The organism is Gluconacetobacter liquefaciens, from assembly GCF_003350405.1.
Classification (GTDB): Bacteria; Pseudomonadota; Alphaproteobacteria; order Acetobacterales; family Acetobacteraceae; genus Gluconacetobacter; species Gluconacetobacter liquefaciens.
This window is the reverse complement of sequence record NZ_QQAW01000007.1, coordinates 92,374-107,552: the sequence shown is the minus strand read 5'-3', so window position 1 is coordinate 107,552 and position 15,179 is coordinate 92,374. Positions and strand designations below refer to the sequence as shown.

Below are 15,179 nucleotides of genomic sequence, written 5' to 3'. Positions count from 1 at the left end.
GCGTCTTAACCGGAAGGCCGCGTCGTGGCATGCCCCTTTTCCCGGTGCATGGTCATGGACCGGCCTTCCCCTCTTTGCCGTGGTGGCATAGGAAGAATGCGCCTTGCCTCCCTCCGGCAACACCGCCCCATCGCGGCGACGTCTTCATATCAGACGGTTTTTTCAGAAGGCACGCCGCCATGCCCGCTTACAGCGACGATACCGAGATCAACGATATCGTATCGGCGTTTCTGAGCGGCACCCTGCCGAAGGCGAAATGGACGCATACGGCCCATTTCGCCGTTGCCCTGTGGCTGCTTCGCCATCGGCCAGAATGGGCGGAACTGCCGATCATGCGCGGCCTGATCCGGGCCTATAACGAGGCAAGCGGCACGGCCAATACGCTTTCAAGCGGCTATCACGAAACGATCACCATCGCCTCGATGCGGGCGGCAGGGGCTTTCCTCGCACATTATCCGGCGGAAACACCGCTCTGCCTGATCCTGGATGCCCTGATGGCGGGGGCGCCCGGCCGGAGCGACTGGCTGCTCGGGCACTGGACGCAGGAGACATTGTTTGGCCCCGAAGCACGATCACACTGGGTCGAACCCGACAGGGCCGCGCTGACGGTCTGACGACCCGGCCAGGACCAGAGCACACCATGCGGGTTTTCACCCTGGCTCCCGAAGGTTACGGGACGCACTGATCGAGCAGCGCCTCGAGTTTCGGGCGCTGGAGCGGATCAATCGACCGGCCGACATACAGGCGCGCCCTCTGCCGGATGACATCGATCACGCGCTGGCTCATCTCCTGCGCGCTGCCTTCCGCAAGCAGGCTGGCAATGGCAATCCGCCTCTCGACCGCGTGCCTTACGATCTTGAAGGCGATGGCATTCACGATGGATTCGAACTCCGTCCGGCCGAAACGGGACTGGCATGCCGAAAGCTGGCTCATCGCATCGAGATAGAGTCGGACGATCAGGCTGCCGCCCGTGCGGTGGAAATGCTGGCGGTGCCAGCTTCGCGCCCAGGTATGTTCGCGTTCGGCGGCCAGATGCTCGCGCATGTTCGCGCAGACATGGCCGGCCGGGCAGTGATAGGTCCACGCCGCCAGCCACGCGCTGACGAAATCGGGATAGCTGTGGCGATACCACGCAATCGCGGCCCCGTTGGCCCTGGTCGTGAAGCGAAAGGATTTCTGGCCGTCGACGCCGTAGAGAATCGACATCGTGCCGCTGCTCTCCGGGTCACGGCCGAGAACCAGGATATGACCCGGATCGCCCCCGTGCATATGACGCTGCACAGTGAAGAGATCCAGCAGCGACTCATCCTCGACCGAGCGCGCCGCATGCGCTTTCACGTAGCTCATGAAGAGTGGATTCCGCACGCCCGTCAGGCCCAGCGGGCAGAAATCGAACCCCCACCAGCGCGACATCTTGACCAGATGAAAGGCCAGTTCATTGCGCAGCTCGGTCAAGCGCATCGGCCCCTCGCCACTCTGGCACACGGCCTGGACCGTCTGGAACCGGCTGACGAGCCCGTTGATCTGCCCGGCGAATCCGCGGCCGGGATCGAAATAATCCACCAGTAGCGGCGGCTGTGAGTGCGTAAGGTGCCAGGAGGCGTCGCAACCGATTGTCTCGCTCATCGTCAACAGCTTCCCGTCATGAGGCGAAAAGAGAACAGCGGCATCGGACAGCGAAAGCATGCCATCGATGCCGCCGGAGTTTCCACGGGACAGGGTTGGGAAATCGACGGTCGGGCAACTGCCGGATGTCCCGTGGCCTCCGATCATTATTGCGACCGCATCGCAATTGCAATACGAAGAATGAAGACGTCCTTACACCTCGCCGGGAGCGGAGCCTTCATGATCGTCTGTTCGTGCAATGCGCTGTCCCATACGGACATCGAATCCGCCATCCGCGCGGGCGCGTCGCGCCCCGCCGAAATCCATGCCGCGCGGCAATGCCGCGCGCAGTGCGGCAACTGTGTTCCGGGAATGCTCTGCCTGCTGCGCAATGCGCTGAAGGCCGCCACTCTGGAAGGGCTGCCCAACGCGGATGCGCAACGGCAGCACGCCGGCCACGCCTGAGAATCCGACCGAAAACGCGCTGGTGGCAATCCGGCGTGGACCGTTCCGGGCCGAAAGCCCGGCCGGCCTTGTGCCAGCCGGATTACCGGCCTTTTTTCTTCTTGCGGCGGCCGTAGAGTTCCAGACGGGTCGTCGCGACCTCGTAGCCCATCCTGGCAGCGATTTCCGCCAGAAGTGCTTTCAGCTCGTCGTCGTCGAATTCCATGACGGTACCGGTGTCGACATCGATCAGGTGGAAATGGTCCCCATGATCGGTCGTCTCGTACCGCGCGCGGCCACCGCCGAAATCGCGGCGCCGCAGGATGCCCTTCTCCTCGAACAGCCGCACCGTCCGGTACACTGTCGCGATGGAGATATGCGGATCGACCGCCGTGGCCCGGCGATAGAGTTCCTCAACATCGGGATGATCGTCGGATTCGGACAGGACATGCGCGATCGTGCGCCGCTGCCCGGTCAGTTTCATGCCCTTCTCGCGGCACATCGCGGCGATCGGGGAGTCCAGCCTGTCGTCTGTTTTCATTGCATCCCCAGCATAGCCTGATCCGGCGAATCGCGTCCAATGGATTGGCGCGGCACCTGGATGGGGCGGACATCATCACGATGTGCGTATTTCATGTTTGCAAATGATAATCGTTCTCATATAGTGCGATGACACAGCAACAGATCGGCGGCGTCGCCGGCCAGGAGTGCCCAATGAGCCACGCACGGCATTACGTGAACGACCTCTCCTGCAGCGAGAAGCTGGCCATCTGGATGATCCGATGCATCACGCGGCGCGAGGTGCCCGCCTGCACCGGCGCATCGTCCCGCCCGGTGGCCCGGAGCCTGTTCATGGTGGGGTTCCACGCCGACCTCGAAGGGGTCGTGGAGGCGTTTCGCGCCGCGATGAACCGGATGGCCGGACTGCGCATGGACCGTCTGGACGTGGGCATGCCCGGCACGACGATGCTGACTGCCACCGAAGAGGGCTTTCTGGACGCGACGTCGGCGGCACAGAACGGAAACGAGGCTGCGGTCCGTAGGGCGTTGCGGCGGGTCTTTCCGCATCATTATGTGCAGTCGCGCTTCGCCGCCGCCGTCACGGTGCTGGCCGCATGCCTGGCCGGCGCGGGGCACTGGCTGCCCAGCCGCCGCCCCTCCCCCGCTACCCAGCCGCCCCGCCTGATCGAAATGCAAACCGGTGAGGCCGATGCGCTCCCGCGACGGGGTACGGATACCGCCGCCTTGATCGCCATGGCACGCTGGCAGGAACTGGATATGGGAATGAGCCACCATCACTGGCCGCATCCGGAAAATCTCGGCCTCGTTCATTAGCCACCGGGTCTGTCGATGGCCGGGCACCCGCGATCGGCCGGTCGCCCTCCCCCTGTTTTGTCATGGGTGTCCTGCCATCTTGTAGATGCAAACGCGAGGCAACTGCATCTAGTATTATAAAGGGATAAGGCAGGAGGCCGGGCAGAAAGCCTCCAAGGGAGCCGACACGGCAGTGATCGGAAATAATCATGACCCATCCGCAAACATCCATGAACGCTCTTTCGCGCAGCGAACGGCTGGCGGTGCACGCAATGCGCCATTTCATGCCTGGCGGCCCGGTGGGCGGCCTGTCGCGCGACGAGACGATGGCACGCCTGCCGCTCTCGCTGCTGTCGGAGGATTATCCCTATCTCGCCCGGATGTTGGCCGATGCCGCAGCCAGGATGCCGCCCGGCACCATGGGGCTGGCTGGAATCATGCCGTTCCAGGCGCCTGTAGTCACCACGGTCGAACATCATCTGCTCGACGCCATCGAGATCGCGCAGAATGGTCGTGTCACCGATCTCAGGAGGGCGTTGCGTCCCCTCTTCCCGGAAGGGGATATTCCCGACCGGTTGATGGCCGCATTGGCCATGCTGGGGGCCTGCCTCGCTGGCGCGGGCTATATCCTGCCCCGCCGGAATACCGGCGGGGCAGACCGCCAATGGTGGCATGAACCGGTTTCCGTGGCCGACTGGCTGCGCGAGGTGACGGAAAACGAAATCCCGTCGCTGGGCGCCGTCATGGCGCGCCCGGCGGATGAGCCGCCGATACGAGCCATTTAGCAGGTAGGCTGCATAGTCGGGCTCAGGGCCACCAGCATTACCGCGTTTGCAGGCCAGAAAGCCGAAAACCCGTCATTATCCTCGGTGAGGAAACGGGTGATCACGACGAGACCGCCAAACAGCACAAGAAAAAGCAGGATCAAGCCGCGCCCGTGCGGCTGCTCGGCCGGTCGGAACGGGCGCCAATTTCGCGACGATCGGACGATTTGGGTCCACGGACGCGCAGGTCCTGCCATTCAACACAACTCCTGCCGGCACACTCCGTCTCGGCCGTCGAGCGGTTGAGAGGTCAATGACTATCTTGCCCGGAATATAGACCTGAAGCGCTGGCGACTCCATACGTTATCGTTATAACAGGCGGCAGAACCGCGTCATGCTCTGCCTGCCGCCGCCTGCGGTCTCCATCTCTTCCGCACCGGCCCTTGGGTGCCCCCTCAGGCCCGCGCCGACGTAACGCTGCCGAGATAGTCGATTACGCGCGTAAAACCGCTTTCGGCCCCGATGACACAGCGGTCCGGGTCCAGCCCGGCGCGATCAATCGCCTCCTGAAAAGCCGACCAGGAGCGGCTGCGGCCCGCCGGATCGGGTTGCAGGTGACGGGCGCCGAACGAGGCGCCGAAGCCCAGCTTTTCGGCCAGGCGCGTCAGAATGCCGGCCCCCAGCTTCGATCCTTCGGCCACATACAGCCACCCCATCGCCTCCGACGGATCATGGGCGACAGGGCTTTCCGTCGCTTCAGGGGGAGGAATATCCAGGTCCGCCATATCTTCGACCAACTGTGCAAACCGGTTTCGTGCGGGCAGATCGGGCACGATGCGTGCAAGAGCTGGATCGCCATAGAGTGCGTTCAGGTCTCGATGGAACCGATATTGGACCAGCACGAAATTTTGATACCCCGGCCGATCCGAGAACATGCCGGCTGTCATGATGGCATGGTCCAACTGCTCATGAATGGCGTGCGTATGCGCCTTGAGTTGTGATGACAGGGGTGAGGTCAGGATCGGGTCGCTCACGATAAGAATCCTTCGATTATTTCCATTCATGTCGGGCAGCGCAAACAGACAGAATGTAACGAATGATTTGCAGATTGTTTCGTCTGTTTTCCGCGGTGCCCATTTCATCAGACAATTGTTGATTGCCTGTTTTTTGCGGTTTATGCAAATGCGAATCAAGTGCATTTTATGTTGACAAGCAGAACACCGCCCCCGCATTAGATGAGAACAATTCTCATTTATGGAGCAAGCGGTGATAAGGCGGCAAAAAAAACGGCATCGCACGATTCTCTGTCATATACTGGCGACATCCGCACTGACCTGCGGATATGCATCCATGGATTTCGCCCGTGCCGCGACTGATGCTCCGGCAACCGGTGCACTCACCGCCAGGAAGGTGGCGCCCGGCAGCGCCACTGCCCCCAGTCAGCAACCCGCGAACGCAACCGGCGCCCGTCCCGCTGCCCCCGCGATCAACCTCCGGCCGGTGAAAGTCTCGGGGCGTGCCGATGTGATCGATTCCATGAAATTCGATCCCGATGCAGACCACAGCAGCACCGGCAAGCCGGCCGTGCTGACGACCACCACAACCTACAAAGTGTTTCGTGATCGCCAGATCGATAATCTGGAAGATTACGCACGTCGCGTCGATGCCGCGGTCAATTACAGTGCTGGCAATTCCAGCATCAATATCCGTGGCCTCGACCAGAACCGCATTCTGACGACGATCGACGGCGTGCGCACGAGTTGGGCCAACGATGGTGCCTATACCGGCACCTACAATACAGCCCAGGGCGGCGTCAGCGCCTTCGACTTCAACTCCCTCGGTGCGATCGACGTTGTTAAAAGCGCCGATTCCAGCTTTTTCGGTACTGGATCGCTTGGCGGTGTCGTTGCACTGCGCACGCTGGACCCGGAAGATATTCTCAAGCCGGGCAAGAATTTCGGCGGCCTGACCAAGACCACATATGATGGATCGAGCGAAAGCGCCTACCTTAACCAGGCGTTCGCGGCCCGCTACGGCAATACGCTCTTTCTGCTGGAAGGCGGTTATCAGAACGGCAGCGAAACCGGCAACATGGGCCAGAGCGGGGGCAGCGGGCGCACGCGGACCAAAAGGAACCCGGCCTCCTACGACCAGGGCAGTTTTCTGGGCAAGATCCGGCATTACTTCGTGGGCGGCCACCGGGTGGGGCTGACGGGAGAATGGTTCGACCGCAATTATGACGAACACACCATGACATCGGAGACCAGCGCGGGGCAGCATTACCGCACGGGCAGCGAGAACAAGCGTGCCCGCGTCTCGGCCAATTACGACTACAAGGCGGAAAGTCCGACCGCCCTGTTCAGCGAAGGGCATTTTCTGGCCTATTGGCAGGACACCAACACGATCACCGACATCCGCAACACGAACAGCCTCCGTCCCGCTGCGAATGTGCATGAGAATCTCAACCTGTCGGTGCAGTCCTATGGCGTGACCGGCTCGGCAACGGCCAATCTCTTCACTGGTCCGCTGCATCACGCCATCACCTTCGGCGGCGAAGCCTATCTGACCGATACCAGCCAGCACGAGACCGGGCAGCGGGCCACGACGAGCGCCTATACGCACGATAATTATGCCGACATGCCGAAGGTTCATGGCACCGATCTGGGCGCGATCGTGCAGGATCGCATCGGCATGGGTGTTGGCGAATGGTTCCATATCACGCCGGGCTTCCGCTTCGATTATTACCAGCGCGACCCGCAGAACAGCGCCTTCTTCATGAACAATCCCGGCTATACCGGTCTGCCGCAGGGCGCGCATGGCGGGCATTTCTCGCCCAAGGTGCTGATCGAGGCACGCGTGGCCCGCGACCTGACGCTTTACGGCCAGTATTCGCAGGCGTTCCGCGCCCCCTCGGCGACCGAAGCCTATCTCAATTACAGCACGCCGCCGATCTATCAGGTCGTCGGCAATCCCAAGATCAAGCCGGAAACCAGCCGAGGCTGGGAAGTGGGCATGAAATATGGCAATTCCGAACGTGGCGCCAATATCTCGTTCTATGACAATTACTACAAGAACTTCATAGACATGGTCGGCGTGAGCGGATGTAGTGGATATTATTACTGCTACGGCTACGCCAATCTGGGACATGTGCGCATTTACGGGGTCGAGGCCAGTGCCCAATGGGCGTTCGACAAGCACTGGCAGGCGTGGGGTTCGTTCGCCTATGCCGACGGCCGCGATACGGATCTGAACTTCCACCTCAGTTCCGTCGCCCCGTTCCGTGGCATCATCGGCTTCGGCTACAAGGGCGAGAACTGGGGCACGAGCCTGTCCGCGACGTTTGCGACGGCACGGGACAATGCAAAATACCTGACGACTTCCGGAACACCCACCAGCCAGTGGAAAACGCCGGGTTACGTTCTGTTCGATCTGACGGGGTGGTACAGCCCGACCTTCTACCGCCCCCTGCGCATTCAGGCCGGCATGTACAACATCTTCGACAAGACCTATTACAACGCCGCGTCGCTGCCCTATGGCCAGTCCAGCAGCAGCCTGTCCGAACGGTATTACAGCCAGCCCGGTCGCTCGTTCAAAGTCACCGCACGGATCGAATTCTGATCCATCCGGCAGATCGGCCCCTGTGAAAAACGCGCCGGCGACGAGCCGGCGCGTTTTTTCATGACCCGTTGGCCACGGGCCGGATTGGCGATCCGGCCCGCGCGCATGACCTCAGTAGGTGAAGCTGAGCTGCCCCATGAAGGTGCGGCCAGCGGTGGGCGTGGCGCGGTTTGAGAACAGGCTCTGGTAATTCAGCCTGTTGGCCAGATTGTAACCGTTCATCGCGATCTTCCAGTGGTCGTTGAAATGATGCGAGAGGACGGCATCGAAATCCAGATTGGCTGGTGCGCGCATCGTGTTGGCTGCATCCAGCCAGACGTGCTGACGCCAGGTCAGACCACCGCCGAAGGCAATATTATAGGGCTTGTCCGGGAAGGCTTCATACACCGACCACAGCGTGGCCTGGTTATGCGGCACATATTGAACCTGCCTGCCCAGATTGGCCTTGGTCGCGGAACTGGTGGTGTCGCTGTCATAGAGGGCATAGGTGGCGCTGACGTTCCATCCACGCATGACCATGCCGCCGACCGACAGTTCCAGCCCCTGGTTGCGCTGACGATCGGAGCTTCCGAGGATTTCGCCCGTGACCGGGTCGGCATTCATTGCATTGCCCTTCTCCAGCCGGAACAGGGACGCCGTGAAACCGATCCGATCATGGAAAGCGCTGTATTTTGCGCCGACTTCATACAGATTGGCCTTCTCCGGGCTGGCATAGGAGTTCGTGCCGGGACGGATCGGGACGGAACCATTCGTGACATACATGCCCATGGGCGTGGTCGAGTTGGCCCAGGTGAAATAATATGTCTGGTGCTCGTCGGGTGTCAGCACCAGGCTGACATTCGGGTTGAAGACGCTGCTGACATTGTGGAAATGGATATCGGGGTTCTTGGCGACATTACCCCCTGTCAGATTGTAGCTGGTCTGCCAGCGGTCCCAGCGGAAACCGCCTTTGACGGACAGCCATTTCGTGATCCAGATCTGGTCGAAGAAGAACAGGCCGGTATCGAATCCATAGCCGTTGCTGTGCGGCTTGGCGCCCAGGCTGCCCAGCGTGACCAGGCCGCCCGGATTGGCCTCGCCAGGCACAAGGTCGAGATTGCCGACATACGGATTGGGATTGACCAGGTTGGCGTAGGGCTTGGCCTTCAGATAGGTCGATTGTGAGCGCACGTCGTTGACGCGCTCGATATCGAAGCCGGCGACGATCTGGTGTTTCAGGAAACCGGTGTCGAAATCCGCAACCATGGAGCCGACATTCTGCACCGACCAGCTTGTCTGCTGATAAGGCAGCGGTGCCATGTAAGTGCCCGGCCCGACGCCATTGCCGGCACCGACCGGACCGGAGCGCGCGACGAGGGCGGCGTTGGAGTTGCCCAGGAAGTAATTGTTGACGCAGGTCGTATCGCATGTCGCCTTGGACGCTGCGAAGGTGCGGTAATATTGGCCGCCACGCAGATCGTCATAAAAGGTGATGTGTTTGTTGAGCCGGAAGGAGAAGCGCGCAGTCTCCATATTGTCGTTGGTGGCGTTCTGGTCGTTGTTCGTGCCGTAGAAATTGGTGCGACGGATGCCGTATTCGGTAATCGGCGCACCGAAAGCCGCACCCGGTTTTTTGACGACCGGCACGCCGAAATCGGGGACCGAATTTTCCTGCTGATGCATGTATTGCAGGACCAGCGTCGTGCGCCGGCCCAGCCCGAAGGCGATGGACGGTGCGATGCCCCAGCGATGGGAATAGATGTAGTCACGGCCGACAATGTTGTTTTCGCTGCCCATGCCGGTGATGCGCAGCGCGGTGCTGCTGTCCAGCCGCTTGTTGAAATCGAGCGTGCCCCGATAGTAGGAGCCCGACCCGCCGCTGAACTCGGCGGCGTAACGGTCGGTCAGGCCCGCCGTCTTGGTCTTCATGTTGATTGCGCCGCCGGTGGTGCCGTTACCGAACACCTCGGACGACGGCCCCTTGATGACGGAAACCGTCTCCAGGTTGAAGGCGTCGCGGCTATAAACACCGAAATCGCGCAGGCCATCTTCGTAGATGTCGTTCTGCGCCTGGAATCCCCGGATCAGGAACTGGTCGCCATTCATGCCGCCGGCGCCCTCGCCGATGGAGGATGTGACGCCCGGCACGTTGCGCAGTGCCTCGTCCAGCGACTTGACGTTCTGCTGCTTCATCAGGGCCTGCGGCACGACGTTGATCTGCTGCGGCGTGTGCAGCACATCCTGCGGCATCCGCGACAGGCCGGTGGGTTCGTGCAGCGTGTTGAAGCCGTGGCCGACGACCGTCACCGTCTCCGGCGCATGGCTGCCCTCTGCCAGGACCTTATCCGCGTCGGCATGCTTCGCCGTGCTGTCCGACCGCGCGTCGCGCGTACGCTTCTGATCGTCGATCCGTTCGTGCGCCCGGTGCGGATCCGTCGTCGGATCGAGCGACGCGGCCTGCGCGGCGGACGCGGCAAGAGCCAGCCCTGTCATGACAGGCAGAGGTTGAAGGCAGCGACTGATAAAGCGGCTCATGGCATCCTGTTTCATTTCGACACATTGAACGCGGGACCATTAGCAATAATGCGACTTATTCGCAATTTAAAATATGACAGAATGATACTGTCGGGTAGCCGGCACGGAACTAGCTCACGCTATCGGCACAGGCATAAATCATGGGAATTTTAAAAAAATACCCGAAATTTCGGGTTCTTTTCCGCCTCGCGAAAGAAAGGCGACCAACAGGATTCCGGTGAGGAAAAGGCACATACGCGACGACATGCCCGTCGCAATGTGACAGTCTTTGTCATTGACCGGCTTGAGATGCCGGCCGACGAGCGAAAACCGCCTTGGTGGCCGCAAGCCTCAAGCGCAGGAAAGGCATGTCAGGCCGCCGTCGGAGCGCATGCCAAACAGGCTCCGAGGATGACGCGGGCACTATGCTCCGTCGCTGGGATCGGACGGCGCGGTTTCCCATCCCGGCCCGATCACGGCCGCGCTGCGCCGCCCCATGCCGTCCATGCGCAGGACAATGACGTTCTGTTCTTCCAGATAGGTCAATTGCCGACGGGCGCGGCCCAACGAATGCGTGCCATAAACCCGTGCCACCGCCGCATCCGACGGGCAGGGCTGCCCCTCCATCGCAGCGCGGGCGATCAGCAGGAAGATGCCGCGCACGTCGTCCGGCAGCGGAGCGGCGATGCGCTCGGCCTGCATCCAGCGATCGGATTCGGCGGTCTCGGCGTCCACGCCGGCCCGCGCGGTGGCCAGCAGGCGGCGGAAGCGCGGCATGTCCAGCGCCTCGCGCCCCATGCCCTCGATCCGGCAGCGGACAAGGAAATCCTGGTACAGCACCGGCGGCGGACGGAAGCCCGCATCCTCGTCACGCAGGATTTCGGTCAGGATGGTCAGAAAGCGGCGCTTCTGCTCCGCCTTGTCTGCCGGGGTTTCCACGACTGGCGCTTCCATCTCGGCCTCTACCGCCGCCGAGGCCGCGTGGGCCGCAAGCTGTGCCAGAATATCGGGCGGCGGCGGGGCGGAGGGACGAACCGGACGGGGCAGGCTCTCGCGCTCGGGCAGTCTGGCCAAGATCAGGTCGCGAATATCCTCGGGCGGTGCGGCCGGCGCCATGGGCAGCAGCGTCGGCCCGGCGGACCGGCTTTCGGTCACCACCTCGCCGATGCGCACCGGCACCGGGCGGCGATAGAGCGCCGGGCCCAACGCCACGAAATAGCCCCGTTCCAGATCGCGGAAGCTCTCGGCCTGGCGGCGCTCCATGCCCAGCAGGTCGGCGGCGCGCATCATGTCGATATCGAGGAAGGTACGCCCCATCAGGAAGTTCGACGCTTCGGCGGCCACGTTCTTGGCCAGCTTGGCCAAACGCTGGGTGGCGATAACCCCTGCCAGCCCGCGCTTGCGGCCACGGCACATCAGGTTGGTCATGGCGCCGAGCGAGGCGCGCCGGGCTTCGTCCGTCACCTCGCCAGCCGCGGCGGGGGCGAAAAGCTGCGCCTCGTCCACCACAACCAGGACCGGGTACCAATATTCGCGCCCGACCTCGAACATACCGCCCAGGAAGGCGGCCGCGCGGCGCATCTGCACTTCGGCATCCGCGCCTTCCAGGTTCAGGACCACCGAGGCGCGATGCACGCGCATGCGCTCGCCGGCCGCCTGCAACTCGGCCTCGGTATGGGCCGAGCCGTCGATCACCAGATGGCCGAACCGTTCCGCCAGACTGACGAAATCGCCTTCGGGGTCGATGATCGCCTGCTGTACCAGCGTTGCCGACTGCTCCAGCAGACGCCGCAGCAGGTGGGATTTGCCCGACCCCGAATTGCCCTGCACCAGCAGGCGGGTGGACAGCAGTTCCGCCAGGTCCATGACCGCCGGGCCGCCGCCCCGTATATCCCCAATCGTGATCGAAACCGTCATGGGCAGGACGGATACCGTTCCTTGCCCCCCTCCTGCAACCAGTCGAGCACGCCATGGGCCGCCGCGCGGCCGGTCGCGAAGCAGGCCTGCAACAGATAACCGCCCGTCGGCGCTTCCCAATCCAGCATCTCGCCCGCTACGAACACGCCCGGCAGCGCGCGCAGCATGAAGCGCGCATCCACCGCATCCGCCCTTACGCCACCGGCCACCGAGATCGCCCGATCCAGCGAATCGGGTGCGGTCAGCGTGACGGGCACCGCCTTGATCAGCCGCGCCAGCGATGGTGCGTCGCGCGGCGGAGCGTCGGGCCCCTCACGCAGCAGCGCCACCGCGACCGGTGGCAGGCGCAACGCCTTGCGCAGCGTGTTCGACAGGCTTTCGCGCCCCCGCACCCGGGCCAGGCGCTCGGCCAGTGCGGCCTCGGTCATGTCGGGGCGCAGATCCACCATCAGGCGCGCCTGCCCCTCGGCAGCGATCCGGTCGCGTAGCAGGGCCGAAAGCGCGTAGACCGCCCCGCCTTCCAGCCCATGCGCCGTCACCACCGCCTCGCCGCGCACGGTGGGGCCGCCGCCCTCGGGCGTCAGCGCGATGCCGCGCAGCGGCGTGCCGGCGAAACGCGCGCGCAGCGTATCGCTCCAGTCGGTGCGAAAGCCGCAATTGGCGGGGCGGAACGGCGCCAGATCCACGCCCGCGCCGGCCAGCAGGCCGGTCCACGCGCCATCGGAACCCAGGCGGGCCCAGCTTGCCCCGCCCAGCGCCAGTACGACCGCGTCGGCGGCCAGTACGCGCTCGCCCTGCGGCGAGACCACGCGCACCCGTCCCGGCCCGTCCCAGCCGGTCCAGGCGTGGCGGGTCAGGATCGTCACCCCCTGCTCCGCCAGTCGCGCGCCCCAGGCCCGCAGCAGCGGCGACGCCTTCATCGCCTGGGGGAACACCCGCCCGCTGCTGCCGACGAAACAGGGCTGGCCCAGCCCTGCCGCCCAATTGCGCAGTTCGTCGGGGGAAAAAGCCAGCAAGGCGGGCTCCAGCCACGGGCGTGCGGCACCGTAGCGGGTCAGAAAACGCTCCAGCGATTCGGAATGGGTCAGGTTCAGCCCGCCCCGACCGGCCATCAGCATCTTGCGGCCGATGGTCGGCATGCGTTCCACCACCGTCACGGCGCATCCGCCGGCAGCCAGGGCCTCGGCGGCGGCCAGACCGGCCGGTCCGCCGCCGATTACCACGATATGGGCCATGCTGTTCCTGCTCCCTCGCACGCTACCCGCCGGGCCGGCGCGCGCGGGCAGCCGGGATCAGCGGGGGACCAACGGCCCCTCGGTCCGTGCACCGCGATGCCAGACCTGCTCGATCCTGTCGACTGCGGTAATGTCCGCCGCCGGATCGCCCGAGACCACCATCAGGTCGGCCCAGCGGCCCGGCAGCAGGATGCCCCGGTCATCCAGATGCATCAGCGCCGCCGCATTGCCGGTCGCTACCGCCAGGGCCTCCATGGGCGTCAGGCCCGCAGCGACCAGCAGCTTCAGTTCGCGATGTTCGGCAAAGCCGGGGATGCGGGTGGCCGAGGCGCCGGAATCGGTGCCGAAGCCGATATGGATGCCCGACCGATAGAGCGTGACCAGATTGCGCTCATTGAGCGCCAGCGCCTTCTTTGCCGCTGCCGTCAGGGGGGCGGCCAGAATCCTGGCGCGCCAGGCCGGGTCGGCGAACTGCGCCCGCAGGTCGGGGTTCAGCCCGGCTGACAGGAACGGGTCGTCCAGCCATTCGGGGTGTTCGGCGAAGATGTAGTTCGCCTCGTCCAGATCCAGGGTGGGGATGTACCACGCGCCCTTCTGCTCCATCAGCATGATGAAGTCGGTATCGACCGGCTGGTCGCGTACCCCATGGGCGATGATATCGGCCCCGGCGGTGACCAGCGCCTTGGCATCGGCGAGGTCGTGGATATGGGCTGCGACGCGAATCCCGCGTGCATGCGCGCGTTCGATCACCGCGCCGTAAATCACGGGGTCGATCTTGGGATAGCCCTTGGCCCCCGGCACGCCATTGCGGAAATCATCCACCCAGATCTTCACCAGATCCGTGCCCTCGTCGGCCATGCGATCGACGGCGGCCTGGGCCTCGGCCACGCTGGTCGGGCGATAGACCTGGTCCGCCCCCAGATGGAACATGCCCTGCGGCGGCACACCATCCGGCGCGCCGATACCCTGATCGACCCCGAACAGGTCGGCCCCCGGATTGCGCCCGGCATGCTGTTCCTGCCGCAACTGGTCGAACAGCGGCGATTTGTTGAGGCCCAGCGAGACCACGGTCAGCACGCCATAGCGTTCGTACTGCTTCAACTGCGCCAGGATATTCTCGCGCGTGTAGTTGGCACTGTCGTTTTTCGTGCCTTTCACCAGCCCGGTATGGCTGTGATCGGAAATCAGGCCCGGCACGATCGTCCGTCCGGTCAGGTCCACGACCTTCGCGCCCGGTGCCGCGACCGTGCCGGAGGCCCCTACCGCCGCGATCCGGCCGTCGCGGATCAGTAGTGCGCCATCTGCGAGAGGCGCACGGCCTGTGCCGTCGATGATCGTGGCATGTTCCAGCAGCATAGGCTGCGCCGCCCGCGCGCCCGCGGTCGGGCCTGCCAGCAGGGCACCCAGCGACAGGACCGTCCATAATGGAGCCGTCCAGAACCGGGCGCGCGTCCCGCCCATCGGTGATGCATGCTTCATGTCGGCCGCCTGCCCTTCCTGTTCCGTATCGATGTCACGCCCACTGTTCAGCGCGATGACCGGCATGTCCAGAGTGGCAGGACGCTTCACAGCACCGTCAGACGGCATGTCACGCGCCCTTGATGGCCGCGTGCACCGGAGCGCCGCCCACAACCTTTGTCAGGCAGCCACGCAAACTCTGCCTGGAAATGTGGGCTGGTGAGCGAGAGCGGCCCGCCAGGGACGCGCCCGTCGTGTGTTTCCAAGCACCGAAGCGGAGCGGCCTCAACAGCCGTGAGCATCGGAGCGCAGGAAACGCGCGTCGGATCGC

12 protein-coding genes are annotated in these 15,179 nt (G+C 63.7%); 5 read left to right on the top strand and 7 right to left on the bottom strand.

The features are described 5' to 3' along the window. Positions 1-179: 179 nt before the first annotated feature. A complete protein-coding gene (locus C7453_RS12975) occupies positions 180-614 on the top strand; it encodes a hypothetical protein (RefSeq protein ID WP_114727967.1) in 435 nt (144 codons plus the stop codon). A gap of 55 nt (positions 615-669) precedes the next feature. On the opposite strand, the gene C7453_RS12970 is transcribed toward C7453_RS12975, so the two are convergent. After that, positions 670-1,626, bottom strand: coding sequence for a hypothetical protein (locus C7453_RS12970; RefSeq protein ID WP_114728053.1), 957 nt, complete (start codon positions 1,624-1,626; stop codon positions 670-672). A gap of 219 nt (positions 1,627-1,845) precedes the next feature. Between C7453_RS12970 and C7453_RS12965 the strand changes: the two genes are divergently transcribed. Beyond that, entirely contained in the window at positions 1,846-2,070 is a 225-nt protein-coding gene (locus tag C7453_RS12965) for a (2Fe-2S)-binding protein (protein ID WP_114727966.1), read from the top strand. Between the two features lie 82 nt (positions 2,071-2,152). On the opposite strand, the gene C7453_RS12960 is transcribed toward C7453_RS12965, so the two are convergent. After that, the gene (locus C7453_RS12960; protein ID WP_114727965.1) at positions 2,153-2,590 is read right to left on the bottom strand and encodes a Fur family transcriptional regulator; all 438 of its coding nucleotides are present in this window, start codon (positions 2,588-2,590) and stop codon (positions 2,153-2,155) included. A gap of 173 nt (positions 2,591-2,763) precedes the next feature. Here C7453_RS12960 and C7453_RS12955 point away from each other — a divergent pair, with 173 nt between their 5' ends. Then, positions 2,764-3,384 (top strand): hypothetical protein, encoded by a 621-nt coding sequence (locus tag C7453_RS12955; RefSeq protein WP_114727964.1) that lies wholly within the window; start codon positions 2,764-2,766, stop codon positions 3,382-3,384. A gap of 188 nt (positions 3,385-3,572) precedes the next feature. Then, entirely contained in the window at positions 3,573-4,148 is a 576-nt protein-coding gene (locus tag C7453_RS12950) for a hypothetical protein (RefSeq protein WP_141288897.1), read from the top strand. Between the two features lie 434 nt (positions 4,149-4,582). Here the strand turns inward: C7453_RS12950 and C7453_RS12940 are convergent, their stop codons facing one another. Further along, the gene (locus C7453_RS12940; protein ID WP_245949020.1) at positions 4,583-5,161 is read right to left on the bottom strand and encodes a biliverdin-producing heme oxygenase; all 579 of its coding nucleotides are present in this window, start codon (positions 5,159-5,161) and stop codon (positions 4,583-4,585) included. Positions 5,162-5,477: 316 nt separating this feature from the next. Here C7453_RS12940 and C7453_RS12935 point away from each other — a divergent pair, with 316 nt between their 5' ends. Continuing rightward, positions 5,478-7,745: a TonB-dependent hemoglobin/transferrin/lactoferrin family receptor gene (locus tag C7453_RS12935; RefSeq protein ID WP_114727961.1), complete on the top strand. Its 2,268-nt coding sequence runs from the start codon at positions 5,478-5,480 to the stop codon at positions 7,743-7,745. 111 nt (positions 7,746-7,856) lie between these two features. Here the strand turns inward: C7453_RS12935 and C7453_RS12930 are convergent, their stop codons facing one another. The 4 genes from C7453_RS12930 to C7453_RS12915 form a co-directional block, all read right to left on the bottom strand. Beyond that, positions 7,857-10,259, bottom strand: coding sequence for a TonB-dependent receptor (locus C7453_RS12930; RefSeq protein WP_245949019.1), 2,403 nt, complete (start codon positions 10,257-10,259; stop codon positions 7,857-7,859). Between the two features lie 402 nt (positions 10,260-10,661). Further along, positions 10,662-12,155, bottom strand: coding sequence for an ATP-binding protein (locus tag C7453_RS12925; protein ID WP_114727960.1), 1,494 nt, complete (start codon positions 12,153-12,155; stop codon positions 10,662-10,664). Further along, positions 12,152-13,390: a TIGR03862 family flavoprotein gene (locus C7453_RS12920; RefSeq protein WP_114727959.1), complete on the bottom strand. Its 1,239-nt coding sequence runs from the start codon at positions 13,388-13,390 to the stop codon at positions 12,152-12,154. The genes C7453_RS12925 and C7453_RS12920 overlap by 4 nt, the downstream gene beginning before the upstream one ends. Before the next feature lie 57 nt (positions 13,391-13,447). Next, entirely contained in the window at positions 13,448-14,851 is a 1,404-nt protein-coding gene (locus tag C7453_RS12915; protein ID WP_114728050.1) for an amidohydrolase family protein, read from the bottom strand. Positions 14,852-15,179: the final 328 nt, after the last annotated feature.

Coding starts and splice junctions, on each gene's coding strand:
- C7453_RS12965 (WP_114727966.1), top strand. CDS start 1,846: ATGATCGTCTGTTCGTGCAATGCGCTGTCCCATACGGACATCGAATCC.
- C7453_RS12930 (WP_245949019.1), bottom strand. CDS start 10,259: ATGAGCCGCTTTATCAGTCGCTGCCTTCAACCTCTGCCTGTCATGACA.
- C7453_RS12920 (WP_114727959.1), bottom strand. CDS start 13,390: ATGGCCCATATCGTGGTAATCGGCGGCGGACCGGCCGGTCTGGCCGCC.
- C7453_RS12970 (WP_114728053.1), bottom strand. CDS start 1,626: ATGAGCGAGACAATCGGTTGCGACGCCTCCTGGCACCTTACGCACTCA.
- C7453_RS12950 (WP_141288897.1), top strand. CDS start 3,573: ATGACCCATCCGCAAACATCCATGAACGCTCTTTCGCGCAGCGAACGG.
- C7453_RS12915 (WP_114728050.1), bottom strand. CDS start 14,851: ATGGGCGGGACGCGCGCCCGGTTCTGGACGGCTCCATTATGGACGGTC.
- C7453_RS12955 (WP_114727964.1), top strand. CDS start 2,764: ATGAGCCACGCACGGCATTACGTGAACGACCTCTCCTGCAGCGAGAAG.
- C7453_RS12935 (WP_114727961.1), top strand. CDS start 5,478: ATGGATTTCGCCCGTGCCGCGACTGATGCTCCGGCAACCGGTGCACTC.
- C7453_RS12925 (WP_114727960.1), bottom strand. CDS start 12,155: ATGACGGTTTCGATCACGATTGGGGATATACGGGGCGGCGGCCCGGCG.
- C7453_RS12960 (WP_114727965.1), bottom strand. CDS start 2,590: ATGAAAACAGACGACAGGCTGGACTCCCCGATCGCCGCGATGTGCCGC.
- C7453_RS12975 (WP_114727967.1), top strand. CDS start 180: ATGCCCGCTTACAGCGACGATACCGAGATCAACGATATCGTATCGGCG.